The sequence below is a fragment of the Bacillus sp. UNC41MFS5 genome, from assembly GCF_000686805.1.
This window is the reverse complement of record NZ_JMLP01000016.1, coordinates 23,910-45,969: the sequence shown is the minus strand read 5'-3', so window position 1 is coordinate 45,969 and position 22,060 is coordinate 23,910. Positions and strand designations below refer to the sequence as shown.

Below are 22,060 nucleotides of genomic sequence, written 5' to 3'. Positions count from 1 at the left end.
CCCAGTTATAAGTTACCTACACTTTATAGTGTAACGAATTCAGAGGGGATGGACAAATTGATTCCAGACGATTTTCAGATTTAGATTAGTAAGATGTGAGCAGATATTTTACCAATATAGCAACTATTTTGAACAGGTGAAGGCTGTTCTCAGTTTCATGAACCAGTACATTAATCGTGCATTTCTACCTTTTTGCGTATGCGGATTCATTTTTGTGCTGAGGCATTTCATGAATTGTTTGTCACAATAACAAGGGGAATTCCCTTGGTCTAAACAGCGATCATGATGGTAGCAGCAGTTATCTACATCATTAATGGGTCTTCCCGGCCCGCTGCATCCTGGCCCACACCAGCGATAATTTGGAAAAATACAGAGAGGCAGGCTCTTTTTTCTACGTGTCAATATCTCCACCTCCTAGAAATTTATTACTATATTAATATGAAAAAATAAAAAACCTGATTAGACTTGTTTTATAAAAAAGATGTTTATCACAGCTGTAGACTATTCCTGTAGGAATTTGTTTTTCTTGCAGGTAAATGGTTCTCTAACAAGCTATGTTGGAATATAAATAAACATATATAAAAATTCACTTGAAAGGGGAATCAATTCCGATGGACTTTTGCATCTCTTGTGGGAGTGAATTATCCAAGTATGAAAGGAATCGAAGTGAATGCTGGGAGTGCATGGATACCACCACGGAAGCTTATACGGAAGAGGAATAACAATAAAAGTATAAATGGCCCCTAGTCCAATAAGGACAGGGGCCATTATATATTTATCTCATGTGATATTCTTCAGATACTCAAATTAGGATGTTCTAATGCTCTCGCTTGGTTACCGATAATTCTTTTATTTTCTCAACCCAATCCTTGAAAGTTCCAAATTCACTTGCATCGAATCCAAAGTGCGTCTTTATAATATGGACAAATTCGCTTTCATGATCGTGAAAAACTCCATCAGAATAAATAAGCTGAAAGATTTCGGTTAAGACGATATATTTGGAGCGTTCACTTTTAAATTCCGTTAAAATTTCTTCTATCGAGAGACCCTCGAGCTTATAATCCTCCAGCTCCATTTCCCTTTGATATTTTTTTAGTAAGGAATTTTCATATATAGATAATTTGCCATCAATTCTGGCAATCATTCCAGCCAATTCAAGAAATGCAATTTTCTCCTTTTGTTCTAGTTCTTCTAGGAACATTACACATACCTCTCCTTTTAATCTTTGTTATATTTATACGAAAAAATTCCCATTAGGTTTCAATTATTCCGTAAGCTAGAATAAGCGAATAAAGATAAAATCATTACGACTGTACTAAAGTTGGCAAATGATGTCAAGGAGGTCGGCTGATGCTGCTTATACTCATGATTCTAAACGTAAGCAGTTGATGTTTTTTTATTGATGTACTACCGCAGCTTATATACGAAAAAATATATTTACTCTTATAGCTTTATTTTTTGATGGTATTTTTTTATGGATAAGTTAATAAGTATAGTACGAACGTAGTATATTTATTAGGAGGGTCGTAATGCATAGTGGTGAAGGCTTACATCCTGATACAGGTGTTACATCTGGATTGTTTGTTGAGCGATCATTAAACGAAATACGTTTTTGGGCTAGGATAATGAAAGAGCATTCTTTATTTCTTCGATTAGGTTTTAGAGCAGACGACACACAACTCATCCAAGAGGCCAATCAATTCTACCGATTATTTGAAAACATCGAACAAAGAGCATATTCCTTTAACAATCAAACAGATCCTGAACAAATAAGAAGATTTAATACAGAAGTCCAGCAAGCAGCAGCCAATATTTTTGTATTTAAACGAAAAATACTAGGATTAATTCTCACATGTAAAATGCCGGGAGCAAATAATTTCCCTCTATTAGTCGATCATACCAGTAGGGAAGCTAATTATTTTAGAAAACGATTAATTGAATTGAATGAAGGGAAATTACAATCGCTTCCAGATGCGATTATTAAAGAAAATGTCTTCTTCTTAAGGATTATGGCAGACCATGCCAAATTTATTGGTCATCTCCTTGATCCGTCAGAAAGGAAACTTGTTGATGTAGCACGGGATTTCAGTAATGATTTTGATCAATTGCTGTATCAAGCAAGAGACTTAGATTCTATGAAGCCACAATCACAAACCGTTCCTCTTTTGGATCAATTCCTGGATCAAAATCGTGTGTCGGTTTCCTCTCTACGGGACTTCAAGAAAACCGCTCGTGATTTAATTGAACAATGTAAAATAAAGAGTATCATTCATCCGCTATTAGCAGACCATGTTTACCGTGAAGCTGATAGATTCTTAGAAATAATTGATATGTTTGATGCTCATCTAACAAGCGTGAACCCACAATCTAGATAGTAAAAGATTGAAGAATAAGGGAATTATGTCCCAGCAGAGGATAGAATAGAAGTGAATCAGTTGGCCATTTTATTAGCCCATTTAGTTCAACAATAATATATTTTATAAAAAAAACAGTGCTAATTCATTGCGAATTGCACTGTTTTTTTCTCTTCAAAAAATATTAAGTTCTTAAAAACAATGTTTACAGTTTTCCAAATACAACTTTTCCATTAAAAATAACTGCTTCGCGCTCGGGTGTTCTTGCAACGGCTTCAGCAGAACATGAGGCATTTACAAGAACAAGATTTGCTTTATCACCTACCAGCGGCCAGGCTACTTCACCGTCTTTCGTTAATGGAGTAGTTCCCCCAGTAGCATACTTTAGTGTCTGAGCTAATGAACGTTCATCACTTTTCCGGTACAATTCACTATATCGAGTTACCTTTTCTAGAACATCTCCTGTACCATATGGCCCCCAAGAGTCATAAAAACCATCACATCCTAAATAAACATTAACTCCATTTTGATCGAATAACTCAATTGGCGGCAAAGTACTTGTAATTGGAATCGTAGACATAATCGACATTCCTAACTTGCTCATTTTTGCTGCGATTTCTTCCTGTTGTGGAACTGCCACTTCTCCTAGACTAAATGCATGGCTTACAGCCACGCGATTGTGCCATTTCGCTGCATCTACCATTTCTGCCAATTTATCTACTGTATAAAAGCCAACATTCCCTCTGTCATGTAAATGGATATCAATATCTGCATCAAATTCTGTCGCTAGATTCATCACCTCATAAAGTGATTTTTCGATATTACGATCAATTCCAGCTGGGTCTAACCCACCAACTAATTGGGCACCTGATCTCATTGCCTCTTTCATGAGCGGAATAACATTTTCTGTTAATAAGCCATGCTGCGGGAAGGCAACAATTTCGTAGGTTAGCTTATCCGAGTAATCCTCCAACGCTGTTTTTATACCTTCTAAATTTTTCAAACCAATATAAGGGTCAATATTTACATGTGTCCGAATGTGTGTCGACCCACGTGAAAGCAGTAAGTCAATCATGGCACTAGCACGCTGTTTGGTTGTTGGCGCTAATTCCTCCAGCTCCATAGCCTCCATACGTAATCGGTCTTTCAAGTTTTTTGCAGGGATCGGAGACTTCCAATCAAGTGAAAGATAGGTTTTATCCAAATGGTTGTGCATTTCTTTGAAAGCAGGTATTGCCAAACGACATTTACCGTCAACAGTATTCTCACCAGATGGAATGCTGAAACTCTGCTGTTGTTTTTCAACAATTTCCCCATCCTGAATTTTCAAATGGAAAAGTTCTGTCTTTGTTTCATAAACTCCTTTTTCATCCTGTATATAGCCTGTCTCTAACCGAACATTCGTCAACCAATATGAGGTAGTCATTTTTTCTCCTCCTTTATAAGTTTAAACACGCACTAGGTCTGTATCTTCAAGTTTACTCTCAACCTTTTTCCCTTTGAAAAACAATGCTTCTACCGTTGCTCTTCTTGCGACTGCTTCTGCTGAACAAGTTGCATTTACCAGCATCATCGTTGCGTCATCACCAACCTTTGGCCAGACACGCTCACCTTTTTCATTCAGTGGTGTTACACCGCCTGTTCCGTACTTAAGAGCAGTGGTTAAAGAATATTCGTCACTCAGGCGGAATCTTTCAGCAAGAACCCCGAGCTTTTGAATCGTGTTTCCAGTTCCAAAGGGAGACCAATGGTCTGTAATACTGTCATGTCCAACAGATACTCGAATTCCTAATTTATCAAGAGTTGGTATCGGAATTGTCGCCCGATTTATAGGAACAGTGGTGGTAACATCCATCTCTTGCTCTTTTAGAATTGCAGTGATTTCATTAAGCTCCACACCATCCAGGTCACCTAATGCAATCCCATGACTTATCGTTGCTTTACCTTTAAGTCCAGATTCCTTCGTATAATAAGCCATGCGTTCAAATGTAAATGCCCCTAATGTATTCGGATCATGTAAATGAATATCTACACCCTTATTGTTTTCAACCGCAATATCAAAAATAGTGTTTAAGGATTTTTCAATGTTCCGATCCACAGTCGCAGGGTCGACACCTCCAACTAATGTCGCACCATTCTTCATCGCATCACGAATGAGCTGAACTGAGTCACTTTTCAATAAACCATGCTGTGGAAAGGCAACAATTTCATAGGTAAGAACATCCTCATATTTTTTCAAGGCATTGACGGTTACCTCAAGATTTTTAAGTCCAATCACGGGGTCAACATTACAATGAGTGCGAATATGGGTGTGCCCGTTTTTAATCAATAATTCAATCATTTTCTCTGCGCGCTCCTGGGCTGTCGGCAGGAGCTTGGGCAATAATTCTTTTTCTTCTTCTAATCTAGTAAAAATGCCTTTTGTGATAGGTGTACATGCTTTCCATGGTCCACCATAATAGGTTTTATCGATATGAATATGCATATCTCTTAAGGATGGCAGTAGTAGCTGACCATGAGCATCGTGCTGATTAGCAATTGTATTTGGAATTTCATTTGTAATTTCAGTAATTTTATCTCCTTCAATTTTCAAGTGGCAAATTTCTGTCTCGGTTGCGACAATTCGATCCTTTTCATAAATGAAACCTTTTTCTAAGCGGACATTCGTTAACCAAAAAATTGTCATTCCTATTCCCTCCTAAGTTATAGAACTAGGAAAAGTACTTTTTAACAAAAGTACTTTTCCCCCTTGAACAGTATTCATAAAGTTCCTTATTTAATTACCACATCATCAATCATTAGATAGTTAGCAGCATTTAACCAAAAACCACTTACATTTTTACTATAGGCAGCCAAATGTTCATAATTTCGAATTGGAACATATACGGCATCGTCAATCTCTTTTTGCATTACTTCTTCATATAGCTTTAATCGTTTTTGCTCATCTCTTTCTTTTCGCGCTGATTCAATCATTTTGTCTACCTCTGGATTACTATAGTAGAAATGGTTCCCTGCAGCTCCCTGTGATGCTGAATGGAATAAGTTATACTGGTTGTAATCTCCGTCGCCTGTTGCATTTCCCCATCCACCAATAGCCATATCGTGCTCACCTTTTTCAATCATGTCAATGTACGCACCATATTCCATCACCTGGATTTTTACATTTATTCCAATCCCTTTTAATTGTGATTGCATCACTTCAGCCATGTTAATACGTTCTTTTCGGTCACTGGTTAATAAAGTGACATTTAATCCTTTTTCATAGCCAGCTTCTTTTAACAATTTCTTTGCTTCATTTAAATCATAATCATAGGCTTTAACCTTATCACTGTATCCAAGCACCTTTGGACTCATCGCCACATTAGCAAGAGTTCCAACGTTATTATAAACACCTTTAATAATGGCTTCTCTTTCAATGCCGTGGCTGATTGCCTTACGGACTCTTACATCATCAAACGGTTTTTTCTTTGTGTTAAATCCAAGATATTCAACAGCTAGTCCTTCTGTACGATAGAGTCCCATTTTATCGGAAGCTTCAATACGCTCAATCTCAGTTACAGGAACTTGGTCATTAATATGTGCCTCACCTGTTTCAATCATCGCTAGGCGGGTTGCATCTTCAGGAACGACTTTGAATACTACTCTATCAATATTAGGTTTCTTCCCCCAGTAGTTTTCATTTCTCTTCAATGAAATTTCTTGTCCAGTCTTCCATGATTCAAACACGAATGGACCTGTACCAACTGGATGTTGTGATAAAGATTCTGGGTTTTCTTTAAGTGCTTTTGGACTAATAATACTACCTTCTTGGCTGGCCAAAATAGAAAGCAGTGGAGCATAAGGATACTCAAGTAATAATTGAACGGTATAATCATCCACAACTTTTATTTCCTTAATCATTGAGAACTTCTCGCGTTGCGGTGATTCCGTTTTCGGATCTAATATACGATCAAATGTGGTTTTAACAGCTTCAGCATTGAATGGTGCTCCATCATGGAATTTAACGCCTTCTTGTAATTTAAATTCCCATGTTGTGTCATTTAAGACATTCCATTCTTTCGCTAGCTGTGGCTGAATTTTGAAGTCCTTATCTGGCGCAATTAGTGTCTGATAAACTTTTTGATAAACGATATTCGCTGAAGGAATATCCGTAATAAAAGCTGGATCAAGTTTTGTCGCATCAGAAAGCCTTACAACGGTTAATGTACCGCCTTGTTTGGTTGCTTCTTTTTTGCTTGTTGAATCATTTGAAGAAGTTGATTTTGTTGAACAAGCTTGAGCAAATATCATCATTAAGCCGATTAGAATAAATAGTAGACTCTTATTAATACTGCGTGCTTTTCTCTCCATTTTTACATGCTCCCCTAGTATGTTATTTTGTAAATTCTGACCTTTCAATCGGTTATCCACCATCCTTCCACTGGTACATATCTGCATTATAAAAGACAATCCACAATAATATTTACAGAATATTTACTTAAATTTTAATTATATTGACACATTATTTAAAAAACATTTACTTTTTACCGAATTTTGATAATTTGTACATAATCCATAAAAAGTTTGAAAGTTTAGAAGGGGGTCCACAACAACCAGAAATGACAGCTTATCTTTCAAAAAAATTAAAATAAGGAGGGTTTTACATGTCAGTTGAAGTGAACACTGAAAATCCAATCGTAATTACACAAACAATTAATCTACCGAAACAATCTAAATTGAAAGAATTCCTTTCTATTTTAATGGGTAATAAAGCTGCGATGGTCGGTGCAATTATTATTCTTTTTTACATTTTTATCGGATTATTTGCACCGCTCTTAGCCCCCTACGATCCCTATAAAATTATATTAGAAGATAAATTACTACCGCCTAGTAGTGAACACTGGATGGGAACCGATGATAAAGGTAGAGATATTTTAAGCCGCATACTATTTGGCTCAAGACTCTCGATGGGAGTGGGTTTTGCTGCTGTAGCTTTTGGCGCATTTTTCGGAATTATTTTCGGATTAGTTGCCGGGTATTATGGGAAATGGGTTGATTCGTTCATTATGCGATTGATGGACGTCATGCTCGCCTTCCCTGGAATCTTACTAGCTTTAGCCATCATCAGCGCACTAGGACCTGGCCTGATTAATGTTACGATTGCGGTTGGGGCATTTTCAGTTCCTTTATTTGCCAGAATTGTCCGCGGTTCTACGTTAGAAGTGAAACGTCTCGAGTATATTGACGCCATTCGGTCACTTGGCGCAAATAATTTTATCATTATTTTTAAACATATTTTACCAAATATTCTTTCTCCAATTATTGTCCAAGGAACCTTACGACTTGCGACGGCGATTTTATCAGCTGCTGGCTTATCGTTCCTAGGTCTTGGCGCACAGCCCCCTTCTCCGGAATGGGGAACAATGCTAAGTAATGGAAGGGATTTCTTATTCTCTGCGCCATACATTGCGATTTTCCCAGGTTTAGCGATTTCTATCCTCGTTTTAGGTTTTAATATTTTTGGTGATGGATTACGCGATGCTTTTGACCCACGAATGAAAAAGTAACCTTTAAAGGAGGTAAGTAGATAATGTTGATGTTTGTTTTTCGCCGTTTAATCCAAACGATCCCAGTCGTAATTGGGGTAACTTTTGTCGTATTTTTTATCATGCAATTAGTTCCTGGTGATCCTGCTGTTTTGCTTGCAGGTGAAGGAGCATCAAAAGAAACAGTTAATGCCATTCGCGAGCAATTGGGATTAAACCGGCCATTAATGGTGCAATATTTTGACTACCTTTTGAATGTTTTTCAAGGAGACTTGGGAAGTTCACTTAAGAATAGCCAGCCCGTACTTGATGAAATAATGGTTAGACTGCCAATTACAATGGAGTTAGCGTTTTTTAGTATCCTTATCACCATCGTTTTAGGAATGGCAGCGGGAATAATTTCAGCGATTAAACCTTATTCACTTACAGATACAAGTGTTATGTTAGTTGCCCTACTTGGAATTTCCTTACCGAGCTTTTGGTTTGGTTTAATGATGATGTATTTTTTCTCCGTAAAACTACAAATTCTTCCGGTTGCAGGCTGGGATAGTATTCTTCACGTCATCCTCCCTGCTCTAACATTAGGAGCAGGTGGTGCAGCAATAGTTGCTCGGATGACTCGTTCCAGTATGCTTGAAGTCATTAGGCAGGATTATATCCGTACTGCACGAGCAAAAGGACTGCGTGAACATGTCATTATATATAAGCACGCATTACGAAATGCCTTAATTCCAGTCATTACGGTTGTTGGACTACAGTTTGGTGCTCTTCTTGGCGGAACCGTATTAGTTGAATCCATCTTTGCGATTAACGGACTTGGCAGAATGATTGTTGATGCGATCCGCATGCGGGATTTACCAGTGGTGCAAGGGGGAGTTTTAGCCGCCTCACTTATCTTTGTGATTGTGAACTTATTTGTGGACGTATTCTATCGGTTCTTTAATAAACGAATTGAACTAAATTAACGGGTGGTGAATAATGATGAGTGAGAAAAATAGTCCAATTTTAGAGGTTAAGGGATTAAAAACACATTTCTTTACAAAACATGGTATTAGTAAAGCCGTTGACGGGATTGACTTTACCCTTCAAAAGGGCGAGACTTTAGGAATCGTCGGAGAATCGGGCTGTGGAAAAAGTATGACATCGCTTTCCATATTACGACTGATCCCCTCTCCTCCGGGGAAAATTGCCGGTGGGCAGGTTCTTTATAAAGGGAAAGATTTAGTCACACTTCCAGAGGATGAAATGAGGAAAATCCGCGGAAACGAAATCTCGATGATTTTTCAAGAGCCGATGACATCATTAAATCCCGTTATTCCTGTTGGAGAACAAATTGCTGAAGCATTAAGATTACATCAATCAATGAGAAAAAAGGAAGCGTGGAATCAGGCAGTTGAAATGCTTAAGCTTGTGGGAATACCTTCTCCTGAAAAAAGGGCAAAACAAGAACCATTTCAATTAAGCGGCGGTATGCGCCAGCGTGTAATGATTGCGATGGCACTTGCCTGTACTCCGGAAGTGTTAATTGCCGACGAACCAACAACAGCCTTAGATGTAACCATTCAAGCTCAAATATTAGAGCTAATTAAAAATTTACAAAAAAAGATAGGTATGGGCGTTATTATGATTACACATGATTTAGGGGTTGTTTCTGAAACATGTGATAAAGTTGCCGTTATGTATGCCGGCAATATCATTGAACATGCGCCAACTGAAAAGATTTTTACAAATCCAAAGCATCCTTATACACAAGGATTGTTAAATTCTTTACCGAAGATCTATGAGGACCAAGAACAATTGCAAACGATCGAAGGGAGTGTACCAAGTCCGTATAATTTACCGACAGGCTGCCGTTTTGCTTCAAGGTGCCCCTATCAAAAACCTTTGTGTCACTTGCAGAAGCCTGATTTAATAGAACAAAATGATGGGGTTAAGGTTCGTTGTTGGATGTACACTGACGAATGGACCAACCATGTGGAAAAAGAGGGGGTTGTTAAATAATGGTTATTGGTACTGAAAAAAAAGTATTGTTAAAAGTGGACCATTTGAAACAATATTTCCCTGTTAAATCAGACTCCATTTTTAAACCTAAAGCATTTGTAAAAGCAGTTGATGACGTTTCTTTTCACCTATACGAAGGAGAAACACTAAGTATTGTTGGGGAATCAGGCTGCGGTAAATCAACTACAGGACGAGCGATTTTACGGCTCGATGAACCAACAGACGGAAATGTATATTACTCTGGTAAAGACATTCTAAGCCTCAATAATAAAGAGTTGCGAAAGCTAAGAGGAGACTTGCAAGTGATTTTCCAAGATCCCTTTGCCTCCCTTAACCCCCGTCAAACGGTAAAGCAGATTCTAAATGAAGCAATGGCCATTCAAAATGTTGTCGAAAAACCGAAAAGGATGGAAAGAATGCTGGAATTATTGGGATATGTCGGTTTACCACAAGAAGCACTTGATCGCTATCCCCATGAATTTAGTGGAGGGCAGCGGCAGCGAATTGGGATTGCCCGTGCACTTGCAGTCGATCCTAAATTAATTATTTGTGACGAAGCAGTATCTGCTTTGGATGTTTCCATCCAAGCCCAAATCCTAAATCTATTAAAAAAACTACAAAATCAATTTCAGCTTACCTTTTTATTCATCTCACACGATTTGAGTGTAGTAAGACATATCTCTGACCGAGTAATGGTTATGTATTTAGGAAAAATCGTTGAGATTGCTGACAAAAAGGATCTATTCGATTCACCGCTTCATCCATATACAAAGGCATTGTTATCATCAATTCCGGTACCTAATCCAGTCCTAAAAAGGGAACGTGTCATTTTAAAAGGAGATGTCCCTTCCCCTATTGACCCTCCTAGCGGATGCCGTTTCCATACCCGCTGTCCGTTTGCGACGGAGAAGTGTAAATTAGAGGAACCTGCCTTAAGAAAATTAGCTGTGAATCATTTTGTCAGCTGCCATTTTGCAGAACAACTTTCGCTATAAATTTATAATAGAAATAAAAAACTTTATAAAATATCATATTAATAAAGGGAGTATTTCTAGACTCCCTTTTTCTACATCTAAAGGAGAATCTCGTTTAATGCTTAATATTGAAGCTTTCTCCATCTACATTATGCTATGTGTCTTAGCCCCTTTACTAGGTGCATTTACTTTGCTGTTTTTGTTTATATTTGAAAAACGAATTGATCTTTTAGAAAAGCAAACACGAGAAATTGCTCTCGAGAAAGAACTGCAAACAGCCCTTTATAATCAATTAAATCAGGAAATCCAACCACATTTCCTCTTTAATACATTAAATTCCATTTTAAGCCTTGCAAGATTAGAGAGAAAAACAGAATTAATTCACTCGATTGAGACCCTTTCAAGATTGCTTAAGTTTAAATATAAGACAAATACACCTTTAATAACAATTAATGAGGAATTATCCTATATTAATTATTATTTGGAAATACAAAAAATAAGGTTTCGAGACAGACTTCATTACGAAATATCCATGGATTCAACAGTAGGACAGGCTGTGATCATCCCTTTTTTAATTCAAACTCTTGTCGAGAACGCCTTTAAGCATTCATTTGACAGACATATTGGTGATGCGTTTTTAAAAATAATCATTGAAAAGAACGAGAAGGAAGTTTATGTAACTGTCTGGAACAATGCCTTAGAAGGACAGGTGGTCCAATCTCATAAAGATGGACTTGGTTTAGATAATATTGCAAAAAGGCTTGATCTTCTCTTTCCAGGAGATCAGACTTCAGTAAACTTAATACCTTCAGAAGACGGTACCAGTGTTTTAGCTGTTTTCCCATTTGTACTAGGATAGGAGGTGCATCCAAATGAATATTCTTTTAGTTGATGATGAACCACTTGAATTAGAACTGCTCGAATATTTAATTCAAAAAAAGTTTCCAAACTGGAAGTTTTTTAAGGCTCTAGATGCTTCACAAGCCATTCAAATCATCAAAGAACATGAAATCTTTCTAGCATTTCTTGATATCCAACTTCCAGGTAAATCAGGTTTGGAATTAGCGATGGAACTCACACGCTCTTATTCAATGGATATTATCATGGTTACTGCTTTTCAGAATTTTGAATATGCTCAAATCTCGATAAGAATTGGGGTTGTTGATTATATTACGAAGCCTGTCATTGAAGAAGAGCTTTTGAACGTATTAAGCAGGTATGAGCGGTTGGGACGATATACGGAGCAAATCGTAAACGCCTTACAAATTATCCATCAGGAATATAGTGAAAAATTAACATTAAATTATTTAGCTTCAAAGATTCACATTAACCCTGCCTATTTAAGCAGAAAATTTCACGAAGAAGTAGGGATGGGCTTCTCTGAATATTTAAATGATTATCGTTTAAAGGAAGCTCAAAAAATGTTAATTAATCATCCTGATTTAAGCATTAGCACGATTTCAGAAAGATGTGGATTCAATAGCCAGCATTACTTTAGTCAAATCTTTCGGAAATTGACTGGACAATCACCGAGTGACTATCGATTAAAGGAGACATACCGTTGAATAGATCTTATCAATTATATATAAGCGGTGCGATTAAATTGGGGGTAAGCTTTGGGGTTGTTAGTCTATTAGCGAGGTGGATAACTGGCAATACGATCCTCTCTTCTCCAGAAACATTGATTAAATACGGATTAACTGGTGGAATTGGCTATTCTTTAATGGGGGCTTTAGCGCTCATATTGTTTGGATTTTTAGCCAAATTCATTAGAGAAAAATTTCCAGATGAGCAAACGATTGGAGATGTACTGAGAAAAAAATTATCACCAAGCGGCTACTGGTATGTCATTACAATTCTTCTCATTACCAGCCTGCATTCCTTATTTATCCAAGCAATGGGAGCAGGAATCCTCATTCATATTCTGTTCCCAATGCCTGTGTTTATAGGAATGCTATTGTTTTTAGGCTTTTGTTTTTTTGTAGGCGGTGTTGGTGGAATGCAGCGGCTGCACCAGTTATCAGGTGTTAATGTCTCATTGATCTTCGGCGCTGTTTTAGTCATTCCTGTCTATTTTTATATTCAGGAAGGTGTCCATCCTGTTTATGAAGGGATTAAACTTTTTCATCCTTATATTTTATTCTATAAAAATACAGATTCGATTTGGTTTATTTCCACAGCGATTTTGATTGGCTTCGGACAGGTCATAATTGATCGAGCAACATGGCAGAGACTATTTATCATCAAAAAGGAAAAAGTTCAAATGACCTTTACTCTAGCAGGAGTAATATGGGCTACAATCCCACTAGCTCTAACCTCCCTGCTAATGATTATTATGTTTGGCAGAAGCTATAAAGATATTTATTCGTTACTGTTTGAACTTGTTGATAAAATACAATCAACCATGCTAATTGTTTTATTTGTTTTATTTTGCTTTAGTGCGATTTCGTCAGCAATTAGTGCAGAGCTACATGCGACGACTTCCTTGGTTGTAAAAAATATTATTGAATTATTTCGTCCTTTATCTGACCATGAAAGATGGAAATTCACTTATATTTTTTCAGGAAGTATTTGTATATGTTTACTAATAATCGTGAGTATTTTTAAACCTACTCCGCTACAATTATTGTTTTTCTCTGGGAATATATACGCTGCCATCATTGTACCGATGTTATTTACGATTCTAAGTAACAAATCGATTCCAGCAATCATCCCCTTTTCCTCTTTGATTGGTGCCTTGGGCGGCTATATATTTATTCCGATGAATAATAACTTAACGATCATCTGGATAAGCTTCATTATTTCTGGTGTTGTTTGTCTATTGGTTTTTATTTTCCAAACAGTATCCACTAGGATAATGCATTAATAGAAGATTGGAGGGAAGCAGCATTGGGAGAAAAGCAAGTCATCCTTGATAATTCATTCTCGGATAACACAGATTTATTACCAACAAAACTCGAAGCTAGAACATGGAAGTTTAGCCATTACTTCTCCATTTGGATAGGTTCGGTTCATAATGTTCCATCCTATGTTACCATTGGCGGTTTCTTTGCGTTAGGATTATCCATATGGCAGGTATTTTTTATCATTATGATTTCATCGATAATACTTGCCGTAATGTTGGCATTGAATGGTCATGCAGGGGGGAAATATGGAATCCCTTTCTCCATCTTGCTCCGTACCAGTTTTGGTCGCAAAGGATCAATTATTCCAGGGGTATTAAGGGGGATCATCGCAGCCATTATGTGGTTCGGTCTGCAAACGTATGCTGGAAGCCTTGCCGTAACTATTTTAATTGCAGAATTTTGGGAGCCCTATCCAACGCTAGGAGCAGATTGGAGTTTTTTAGGATTATCTTTAGCCAACTTTATATCCCTTCTCCTCTTTTGGATGATTCATGTCTTTTTTATTTTTGCAGGGGTAGATGCCTTAGGAAAGTTAACTAAGCTACTCTCTCCATTGGTATTTGTCGTTTTTGGCGGAATGTCCATTTGGGCAATTAATTTAGCAGGTGGAATTATCCCAATCTTAAACTATAGCGGGAAAGGTGTAGAAGGAAATAGTACTTTGATTATCCTAAGCTGTATTTCAGCGATATTAGCAACATGGGTGGCACAAATACTCAGCGTTTCTGATGTTACCAGGTATTCGCGCTCCAATAGAGCCCAGTCATGCGGACAAATTGTTGGGCTTCTACTTACCTATTTATTGTTTGCTGTTGCAAGTATTACGATCATCGTTGGGTCTGAAATTGCTTTCGGAGTTCCAATCTGGAATGTAATTGAAGTGATTAATCGATTTGATAGCAAATTTGCCATTGTCCTTTCCCTACTTACCATTTGTTTAACGACATTATCTGTAAACATTGTAGGTAACATTATTCCTGCAGGGTATCAACTGGCCTCCTTATCCCCGAAAAGATTAAACTTTAAATCTGGTGCCTTCATTGGTACCATTATAGGATTACTAATTATGCCCTGGAAGCTGATGGAGAGCCCTACAAGCATTTTTACTTTTTTAAATATGGTCGGTGGAATGTTAAGCCCTGTAATTGGTGTGATGCTTGCGGATTATTTTATTATCAAGAAAAGAGAAATCAATTTACAAGAATTATATTTTCCAAATAGTAAGGGCCATTTCTCAAACGGAGTAAACTGGCCTGCGCTGCTTACCACTCTATTCGCTGGGTTTATTAGCTTGATTGGTAGATTTATTGATATCCTTGAACCGATTTATAATATTTCGTGGTTTACTGGGATAATCGTTTCAGTCGGCCTATATTTACTATTTATTTATTTGAATAAACTGATACACGCCAGTAGAACAAATAAGGATTTGGCAAGTATAACAAAAGGGAGATGATGTTTTCATCCCCCTTTTCTATTAATATCTAGCTAATGGAACCTGAAACCAAGTTACCTTGATAAAAGACTGCCTTACGGTTTGACCGTCTGGCAACAACTTCGGCAGAGCAACTTGCTTCTACTAAAATCATATTGGCTGCATCCCCTTCTTTTGGCCATTGCTTTCTGCCATCTCTGTCTAAAGGCGTCAAACCACCAGTAATATATTTTAATGCTTGAGAGAGAGAAACTTCATCTGTCCATCGACACCGTTCAATTAGGCGGCCAACCCTTTCAAGAACATCTCCATTTCCAGTCGGCCACCATGAATCAAAAATATTATCGTTTCCTATGGCCACATTAACACCACATTCTGATAGCAGGCTTACTGGAGGAATGTTTCTACCAATTGGGAGGCTCGTAACAATTGAAATACCTGCCTCCCTTAATAACTCTGCTATTTCTATGGCTTCTTCTCTTGTTACATCTCCAAGCCCAAAGGCATGACTGATTGCTACTCTTCCTTCCCATCCTGCTTGCTTCGTTAAATAGGCAAGACGTTTCATCGTGAAAGTACCTAAGTGACCAGGATCATGTAAATGCAAATCAATATCGGCATCACCTTCAACTGCTAAATCCATTAACTGTACCAATGATGCTTCAATATTATTGTCGACCGTTGCTGGATCGACAGCTCCGACAATCCCTGCCCCATTTCTCAAGGCATCTCTTACAAGCTCTACTGTTCCTGGACGGAGCAAGCCATGCTGGGCAAACGCAACAATTTCAGAGCTTATTTTATTAGAATAGGATTCTAGAGCGTACTGAACACCTTCTAAATTTTGCAATTTCACCTCAGGATATATATCAACGTGCGTTCTGACATGGGTGGATCCGTATGATAGTAATACTTCAAGCAAGGCTTCAGCACGTTTTTGTGTGCTAGATGAGATAGAAGCTAGCATATTCTTTTCTATATCACAGCGTTCAATTACGCCTGAAGCTGGGATACAAGCACGCCATTGATCACCCATATAGGTTTTATCAAGGTGTACATGCTTTTCGATGAAAGAAGGAAGCAAAAGCATTCCTTTTGCATCTATTACAGGTAACCCAAATTCAAATGGCTCAGAAGGTTTTATTATTTTTGAAATTTTCCCATCCTCTATTAATAAATGACACATCTCAGTCATAGTTCCTACAGCTCTTCCATTTTCTACATTATACCCTGTTTCTATATGTGCATTCTTTAACCAATACTTGCTATTCATTTCTATTCATCCCTTCATTGTTAACTACCACGATAAAAGAGGTTACCCAAAATGGATATCCCTCTTTTAAGATGTATCTTATTGAATAGACACATCATTTATTTCTAAATAGCCTGATGGACTAATAGAAAAACCTTTTACGTCTTTTCCAACAGCCGCTAAATTTTCAATCACTCGAACAGGAATATAAACAGCCTCTTTCATTTCTATTTCTTGTGACTTCGCATATAGTTCTTTTCGTTTTTCTTGGTCTTTTTCACTGCGTGCAGCCTCTATTAAACGATCGACCTCTTTATTACTGTAAAAGAAGGTATTCCCCGCTCCACCCTGCGAGCTTGTATGGAAAAGGTTATACTGATTATAATCAGCATCACCTGTAGCATTTCTCCAGCTAAGGAGATACATCTCAGAGTCCCCCTTATTTACTTGGTCAACAAACGTACCATACTCCAACACCTGAATTTTTATTTTGACACCAATACCTTTTAACTGTGATTGCAGTACTTCAGCCATGTTCACTCTTTCTTTGCTATCCATCGTTTTAAGTGTAACTTCAAAACCATTTGGATAACCTGCTTCAGCTAGTAATCTCTTTGCTTCATTTAAGTTATATTTATACGATTCCATATTAGGATGGTAACCGAAAACCTTTGAGCCTAATAAGGAATTAGCCCTTTTTCCCACATTATTATAGACACCTTTAATAATGGAATCCATTTCAACCGCATGGGCGATGGCCTTTCGAACCTTTTCATCATTAAATGGTTTCTTTTGAACATTAAAGCCAATATACTCTGTTCCATATCCTTCACTACGGTAAACATCGATTGCTTGTGAAGCCTTTACGGTGTCCATCATTGGTACAGAAAGGGGTTCAGCTATTTGAGCTTCACCTGTTTCTAGCATGGAGATTCTAGTCGTTTCCTCGGGTACAACCTTAAATACGACTTTATCGACCTTCGCCTTCTCTCCCCAATACCTATTGTTTTTTGTTAATACAATTTCTTGTCCAGGTGTCCATGATTTGAAAACAAATGGACCTGTCCCATTTGGTTCTTTAATAATGTTTTTCCCGTATTTCTCGATAGTTTTTGGACTAATAATCCCGCCTTCATGACTAGCCAAAATAGAGAGTAATGGAGCAAACGGCTCTGTTAAAATAAAATGAACGGTGTAGTCATCAATTACCTTAACTTCTTTTACCATTTTAAAAACAATAGCTCTAGGTGATGCCACCTTTGGATCTAAAAGTCGATCAAAGGTAGCTTTTACAGCATTGGCATTAAAAGCTGACCCATCATGAAATTTAACACCTTCTCGTAATTTAAACTCCCATGTCGTATCATCTAGTTGCTCCCATTTTTCCGCCAGCAATGGCTGGATTTCAGCATTATGATCACGACCAACTAAACCCTCATAGATTTTGCGATGGGTAACACTTGCAGCATTGATTGTTGACATAAACTGTTGGTCTAGGTTTTCAGCGTCTGACAATCGGGCAATGACTAATGTACCGCCGTCCTTAGATTCTGTGCTTTTACCATTGCTTTTTGTGCTGACATCTTTACTTGTCGAACAGCCGGTAATGACAAACACCGTCAATATTACTAAAAATAATCTTCCAAGCCCCTGCCTTGCTTTCATAATCACTACCCCCTGAATATTTTTATTAACTTTATATCCGTTTGTCTAATTATAAAAAATATTCAGATAATTTTATTTTGAAAATCTTTACTTTATTTATCAATATCTTTACTTCTTTTTTTAATATCAGATAGAATCCACAATTTTGAAGGAAGGGGGAAACAATTCTCTTTCAGTCAATTGCTGATAATCTCTTTCGAAATATCCTTTTCTCATTTTGTTAAAATATTGTTGTCCCTTGGTTTTCATTTCTTCTAAATCAAAATTAGGTATTTTTTGGTCCTTCATTACAATCTTTCCGTTTATTATGGATAGTTTCACGTCTCTTCCTGTTCCGCTCACAATCATCGTGCGGATTGGATCATCGAGAACTCCTAAATGATATCCATTTAAGTCAATTGCAATAATATCTGCTTTCGCCCCAACAGCTAAACGGCCGAGGTCATTTCTTCCAAGGAACGCAGCTGCCCCAAGTGTGGCCGCCCGAAAGAAATCAGCGTACGTGGAACCCTCGACTTCCTTTTCTATGAATCGGGAAAATATGCTGCCTGTTCGAATGTTTTGAAACATATCTGGCGGAAATGTATCTGTTCCTAGTGCTAAATTGATACCTGCCCCTTTATATCTAGCAAATGATTCTAATGCCGAAGTATGCCTGCCAATGATTAAAGGACAATGAATAACCGTTGTATTCGTTTCTTTCAGAAGGGCTAAATCATTACCCTCACCAAATTTCGCTTCACTATAACCAGCAATAAAGTGGGCATGCGGGATTCCTGTTTTTGGCCCTAAAAAACCAAGGTCATATAAATAACGAATAGGGGTTACACCGTGTTTTTCAACGATGGTATGATATTCAAAGCCTCCTTGTGCTGCATGAAGTTTAATTGGAACTCCTAATTTATCACTATAGTATTTTGTTTGTGTCAAACTTTCTGCGGTCTGACACTCAATTCGTTCGGGTGCCAGCATCCCTCTAACCAATCCATCATAAGCTCCATCAAATTCTTCCACAAACCTTACGGCACGTTGTAATCCAGCTTTTCCGGCTTCTTCATCCCAGTATAGATTGATAGCACCATCAGGTTTTACAACTCTAATTCCAGATTGGTAGCTTGGCCCAAGATAGATTCTTAATCCCAAACTTCCAGCATGGTCTGCTGCGGCAGTAAGCTCCTCGTACGTTTCTGCCCATTTTTTATAAAGTACCGATGTAATTGGCATCGCAGTAGTAACCCCATGGAGAATCAGTTGTGAGTAGGCATAAAGGGATTTGAAATTTTCTTCCTTAGCTGTCATAACTTCATGGTTTCCATTTTTTATATACTGTTCCGACCAAAGAAGGTTATTCTGTCTGTTTGTTCTTGCCTCTAAATGTAAAATATCGTGGTCAATATCACCCAATGCATTTAAATCGATAAACCCTGGACTAATGATGGCTTTCCCCAAATCGATTACCTTGTCCACTTCGCCAAGATAATTTTTGCCGACAAAGATGATCTTATCATTTTCAAAAACAACTTCTGCATTTTCAATTAAGACGTGGTCTACTCCATCGTATCCAATAACGTACCTTCCCATTAATTTGGTTTTCACTACAATTAGCTCCTTTCATTATTCAGAAGTAAGCTTATTTAGACTCCCATAAGTATCATTATAAAAAAAATTACTATTTTATATATTCGAAATCATTACCCTTTTTTATAATATTTCTACTTCTTAGTGATTAAATAAAGATAGTAAGCTACAACTTTTTTTATAAACTTCGTCTTGCAATTTCCATTTTAATTTATTTTCATTTACCTTCATGAAGGAAGTGAAACAGAACAAATGGACTTCTTAAAAAGTTAATTGAATTTCTACACATTCACTTATCTAACTAAGAAAAAGCAGTCAATTATAAAGAGGGTTGACTGCTTTTCTTGTATTCACGTGCAGGACAGAAATCCTACTTCTCATTTTGTTTGTGAAAATGCTCAAATAGATGATCACAATCTTCTCTTTTTTCTACTTTGATCATGTTAAGCACACTTGTATCTTCTCCTGTTAAATATTTGCGTAGGTGCATATCAGAAAAACCATGATCATGAGCATCATCTCTTGTGTTACAATAATGAACTTCTTTAACGCCTGCCCAAATGATGGCTGAGACACACATTGGACATGGTTCACAAGTTGCGTATATTACACAATCAGATAAATCCATGGTTCCAAGTTTCTTACAAGCTTCTCGAATAGCAACCATTTCTGCATGTGCAGATGGATCTGAATCTCTCATCATCGTGTTACTTACTGCAGCAATCACTTCATCACCACGGACAATTGTTGCGCCAAATGGACCTCCAACTTTATTGTTCATTCCTTTAATTGTTGCCTCTGCAGCCATTTTCATATAATCCATAATCAAATTCCTCCTATTATTTATTGAACATAAATTTTAATAAATATCCTTAAAAACTTTGACTATGCTTCTACAAAAAAACTATTGGTTATTCGGTCTACTATACTTTCCAAAAATAGTGTATAGAATAAACGACACAATCAAACCACTAAAGAATGCAAAATCATTCATTTTAGCTAAAAGTGGTACATTCTTAAGAAATGCACCTGACATTGGAAGAATGAAGCTTACTGCTAAAACACCCATTGCAATTGGATTATAGCCGTTCTTATACTCCCCATTACTGTCTTGTGGTACATAAATATTATCAAGGTTTAGCTTTCCCTTACGATGAATATAGAAGCTGGAAAGCATAATCCCCGCGATTGGTCCAAAGATGGATCCAATAAAGCTATAGAAGAAGAACAATGTTGTTGTGCTAGATACAAGCTTCCATGGTAAAATTAAGGTTCCAACAATCGCTGTCAAGATACCTGCTGACTTTACAGTAAATCTTTTTGGAAATAGAGATGTCATTTGTAATCCTGAAGGCAATAGGTTTGCAAACACAACAAACGCCGTAGCACCAACGTTTAGGGCTAATATTAATACTACTACAGAAAATGTATTTTCAATTTTATCAAGCGCATGAACGATATTGAAAATAGGTTCACCAAATGCAATTTCAGTACCAGCAATTAACGCAACACAAGTGATGGCAAAGAGAATATACGAGAAAATAAATCCTAGTGGTAACCCAATAATAACGTCTCTTGGCGATTTAGCTCGATGAGTAAAATCAGCCATGTTAACCACTGGACCGGCCCAGTTAGATACTAACGCACTTACGCACGCTATAAAAACAAGTGGGCTAGAGGACGGATTTTTCGGTACATACGATAAGATTGGTCCAAAACCACCCGCCATGTTGATTGCCCAAACTGCTGCACCAATGATAAATACGTAAACAACAGGCGAAGACCAGTTTCCAAATTTACCTAAAACATTCATTCCACCTAAGAACAATAGAACGGTAATCGTCCAAAGAATGGCATAGGAAATCATCGAAGGAACAGTTAAGCCAAAAATATTAAAATCTCCACCTACGGACATATAATTCGGAATGAATCTCGCAAAAATAACATTCAAAGATTCCGCCCCAACGACAGTGGTAGTACCAAAGAATACCAAACCGGCTATTAGACCACGACATAACGCAGGGATGATGGCTCCTTTTACTCCGAAGGTATCTCGAAGCAGCATAGCAAATGGGAGGCCATACTTTGATGCTGAATAACCGTTTAAAACATAAAATGTTGATACAATAACTGCTGAAAGCATGACGGCTAATAGTACTTGCTTTGTATTTAATCCTAGAATAAAGAATCCTGCTACTGTCATATAAGACATGATATTATGGACGGCGCCCATCCATAGTGTCGTATAGTTTGATATGCCCCAATCTCTTTGGCTAGGCTTCTTTGGAAGTAAATCATCTGAATAACCATATGATTTATATTTATCATAGGCTTTTTCAATTTTAGCTTCTTCCATATTTACATCTCCTT

19 protein-coding genes are annotated in these 22,060 nt (G+C 37.4%); 9 read left to right on the top strand and 10 right to left on the bottom strand.

Features of this window, described 5'->3' with window-relative positions; genetic code table 11:
- Positions 1-123: 123 nt before the first annotated feature.
- Both BR30_RS35740 and BR30_RS0109110 read right to left on the bottom strand, forming a co-directional pair.
- Positions 124-411, bottom strand: coding sequence for a phospholipase A2 family protein (locus BR30_RS35740; RefSeq protein ID WP_331280777.1), 288 nt, complete (start codon positions 409-411; stop codon positions 124-126).
- A 406-nt stretch (positions 412-817) separates the two neighbouring features.
- The gene (locus BR30_RS0109110) at positions 818-1,201 is read right to left on the bottom strand and encodes a hypothetical protein (RefSeq protein ID WP_026564765.1); all 384 of its coding nucleotides are present in this window, start codon (positions 1,199-1,201) and stop codon (positions 818-820) included.
- A gap of 328 nt (positions 1,202-1,529) precedes the next feature.
- On the opposite strand from BR30_RS0109110, the gene BR30_RS0109105 reads away from it, so the two are divergent.
- The gene (locus BR30_RS0109105; RefSeq protein ID WP_026564764.1) at positions 1,530-2,375 is read left to right on the top strand and encodes a DUF2935 domain-containing protein; all 846 of its coding nucleotides are present in this window, start codon (positions 1,530-1,532) and stop codon (positions 2,373-2,375) included.
- 184 nt (positions 2,376-2,559) lie between these two features.
- On the opposite strand, the gene BR30_RS0109100 is transcribed toward BR30_RS0109105, so the two are convergent.
- The 3 genes from BR30_RS0109100 to BR30_RS0109090 form a co-directional block, all read right to left on the bottom strand.
- A complete protein-coding gene (locus BR30_RS0109100; RefSeq protein WP_026564763.1) occupies positions 2,560-3,780 on the bottom strand; it encodes an amidohydrolase in 1,221 nt (406 codons plus the stop codon).
- A gap of 21 nt (positions 3,781-3,801) precedes the next feature.
- A complete protein-coding gene (locus BR30_RS0109095) occupies positions 3,802-5,040 on the bottom strand; it encodes an amidohydrolase family protein (protein WP_026564762.1) in 1,239 nt (412 codons plus the stop codon).
- An 86-nt stretch (positions 5,041-5,126) separates the two neighbouring features.
- Positions 5,127-6,704, bottom strand: a complete 1,578-nt coding sequence (locus BR30_RS0109090) for a glutathione ABC transporter substrate-binding protein (RefSeq protein WP_035445295.1) — start codon at positions 6,702-6,704, stop codon at positions 5,127-5,129.
- A gap of 293 nt (positions 6,705-6,997) precedes the next feature.
- Here BR30_RS0109090 and BR30_RS0109085 point away from each other — a divergent pair, with 293 nt between their 5' ends.
- The 8 genes from BR30_RS0109085 to ncs1 all read left to right on the top strand — a co-directional run bounded on the left by BR30_RS0109085 (position 6,998) and on the right by ncs1 (position 15,216).
- Positions 6,998-7,900, top strand: a complete 903-nt coding sequence (locus tag BR30_RS0109085; RefSeq protein WP_026564760.1) for an ABC transporter permease — start codon at positions 6,998-7,000, stop codon at positions 7,898-7,900.
- Positions 7,901-7,923: 23 nt separating this feature from the next.
- Positions 7,924-8,844 (top strand): nickel ABC transporter permease, encoded by a 921-nt coding sequence (gene nikB, locus BR30_RS0109080; protein ID WP_026564759.1) that lies wholly within the window; start codon positions 7,924-7,926, stop codon positions 8,842-8,844.
- Between the two features lie 16 nt (positions 8,845-8,860).
- Positions 8,861-9,880 carry an ABC transporter ATP-binding protein gene (locus tag BR30_RS0109075; RefSeq protein ID WP_026564758.1) on the top strand — a complete coding sequence of 340 codons (1,020 nt, stop codon included), beginning with the start codon at positions 8,861-8,863 and terminating at the stop codon, positions 9,878-9,880.
- The gene (locus BR30_RS0109070; RefSeq protein WP_026564757.1) at positions 9,880-10,875 is read left to right on the top strand and encodes an ABC transporter ATP-binding protein; all 996 of its coding nucleotides are present in this window, start codon (positions 9,880-9,882) and stop codon (positions 10,873-10,875) included. The genes BR30_RS0109075 and BR30_RS0109070 overlap by 1 nt, the downstream gene beginning before the upstream one ends.
- A 97-nt stretch (positions 10,876-10,972) precedes the next feature.
- Positions 10,973-11,713 (top strand): sensor histidine kinase, encoded by a 741-nt coding sequence (locus BR30_RS0109065; protein WP_026564756.1) that lies wholly within the window; start codon positions 10,973-10,975, stop codon positions 11,711-11,713.
- Positions 11,714-11,726: 13 nt separating this feature from the next.
- On the top strand, positions 11,727-12,419 hold the full coding sequence (locus BR30_RS0109060; RefSeq protein ID WP_026564755.1) for a response regulator transcription factor: 693 nt from the start codon (positions 11,727-11,729) through the stop codon (positions 12,417-12,419).
- Positions 12,416-13,720 carry an SLC5/6 family protein gene (locus BR30_RS0109055; RefSeq protein ID WP_035445276.1) on the top strand — a complete coding sequence of 435 codons (1,305 nt, stop codon included), beginning with the start codon at positions 12,416-12,418 and terminating at the stop codon, positions 13,718-13,720. The genes BR30_RS0109060 and BR30_RS0109055 overlap by 4 nt, the downstream gene beginning before the upstream one ends.
- A 23-nt stretch (positions 13,721-13,743) precedes the next feature.
- The gene (gene ncs1, locus BR30_RS0109050) at positions 13,744-15,216 is read left to right on the top strand and encodes an NCS1 family nucleobase:cation symporter (RefSeq protein WP_155928505.1); all 1,473 of its coding nucleotides are present in this window, start codon (positions 13,744-13,746) and stop codon (positions 15,214-15,216) included.
- Between the two features lie 28 nt (positions 15,217-15,244).
- On the opposite strand, the gene BR30_RS0109045 is transcribed toward ncs1, so the two are convergent.
- The 5 genes from BR30_RS0109045 to BR30_RS0109025 all read right to left on the bottom strand — a co-directional run bounded on the left by BR30_RS0109045 (position 15,245) and on the right by BR30_RS0109025 (position 22,046).
- Positions 15,245-16,468, bottom strand: coding sequence for an amidohydrolase (locus BR30_RS0109045; protein ID WP_026564752.1), 1,224 nt, complete (start codon positions 16,466-16,468; stop codon positions 15,245-15,247).
- Between the two features lie 78 nt (positions 16,469-16,546).
- Positions 16,547-18,112: a glutathione ABC transporter substrate-binding protein gene (locus BR30_RS0109040; RefSeq protein WP_026564751.1), complete on the bottom strand. Its 1,566-nt coding sequence runs from the start codon at positions 18,110-18,112 to the stop codon at positions 16,547-16,549.
- A gap of 126 nt (positions 18,113-18,238) precedes the next feature.
- Positions 18,239-19,708: an amidohydrolase family protein gene (locus tag BR30_RS0109035; RefSeq protein ID WP_026564750.1), complete on the bottom strand. Its 1,470-nt coding sequence runs from the start codon at positions 19,706-19,708 to the stop codon at positions 18,239-18,241.
- Between the two features lie 352 nt (positions 19,709-20,060).
- Entirely contained in the window at positions 20,061-20,513 is a 453-nt protein-coding gene (locus tag BR30_RS0109030; RefSeq protein ID WP_026564749.1) for a nucleoside deaminase, read from the bottom strand.
- 81 nt (positions 20,514-20,594) lie between these two features.
- A complete protein-coding gene (locus BR30_RS0109025; RefSeq protein WP_026564748.1) occupies positions 20,595-22,046 on the bottom strand; it encodes a cytosine permease in 1,452 nt (483 codons plus the stop codon).
- Positions 22,047-22,060 lie beyond the last annotated feature (14 nt).

Bases quoted from the DNA above. Each gene is read 5' to 3' on its own strand.
- BR30_RS0109105 (WP_026564764.1), top strand. From the start codon at position 1,530: ATGCATAGTGGTGAAGGCTTACATCCTGATACAGGTGTTACATCTGGA.
- BR30_RS0109095 (WP_026564762.1), bottom strand. From the start codon at position 5,040: ATGACAATTTTTTGGTTAACGAATGTCCGCTTAGAAAAAGGTTTCATT.
- BR30_RS0109040 (WP_026564751.1), bottom strand. From the start codon at position 18,112: ATGAAAGCAAGGCAGGGGCTTGGAAGATTATTTTTAGTAATATTGACG.
- BR30_RS0109030 (WP_026564749.1), bottom strand. From the start codon at position 20,513: ATGGATTATATGAAAATGGCTGCAGAGGCAACAATTAAAGGAATGAAC.
- BR30_RS0109100 (WP_026564763.1), bottom strand. From the start codon at position 3,780: ATGACTACCTCATATTGGTTGACGAATGTTCGGTTAGAGACAGGCTAT.
- BR30_RS0109060 (WP_026564755.1), top strand. From the start codon at position 11,727: ATGAATATTCTTTTAGTTGATGATGAACCACTTGAATTAGAACTGCTC.
- BR30_RS0109065 (WP_026564756.1), top strand. From the start codon at position 10,973: ATGCTTAATATTGAAGCTTTCTCCATCTACATTATGCTATGTGTCTTA.
- BR30_RS0109025 (WP_026564748.1), bottom strand. From the start codon at position 22,046: ATGGAAGAAGCTAAAATTGAAAAAGCCTATGATAAATATAAATCATAT.
- BR30_RS0109110 (WP_026564765.1), bottom strand. From the start codon at position 1,201: ATGTTCCTAGAAGAACTAGAACAAAAGGAGAAAATTGCATTTCTTGAA.
- BR30_RS0109075 (WP_026564758.1), top strand. From the start codon at position 8,861: ATGAGTGAGAAAAATAGTCCAATTTTAGAGGTTAAGGGATTAAAAACA.
- BR30_RS0109085 (WP_026564760.1), top strand. From the start codon at position 6,998: ATGTCAGTTGAAGTGAACACTGAAAATCCAATCGTAATTACACAAACA.
- BR30_RS0109090 (WP_035445295.1), bottom strand. From the start codon at position 6,704: ATGGAGAGAAAAGCACGCAGTATTAATAAGAGTCTACTATTTATTCTA.
- BR30_RS0109070 (WP_026564757.1), top strand. From the start codon at position 9,880: ATGGTTATTGGTACTGAAAAAAAAGTATTGTTAAAAGTGGACCATTTG.
- nikB (WP_026564759.1), top strand. From the start codon at position 7,924: ATGTTGATGTTTGTTTTTCGCCGTTTAATCCAAACGATCCCAGTCGTA.
- BR30_RS0109045 (WP_026564752.1), bottom strand. From the start codon at position 16,468: ATGAATAGCAAGTATTGGTTAAAGAATGCACATATAGAAACAGGGTAT.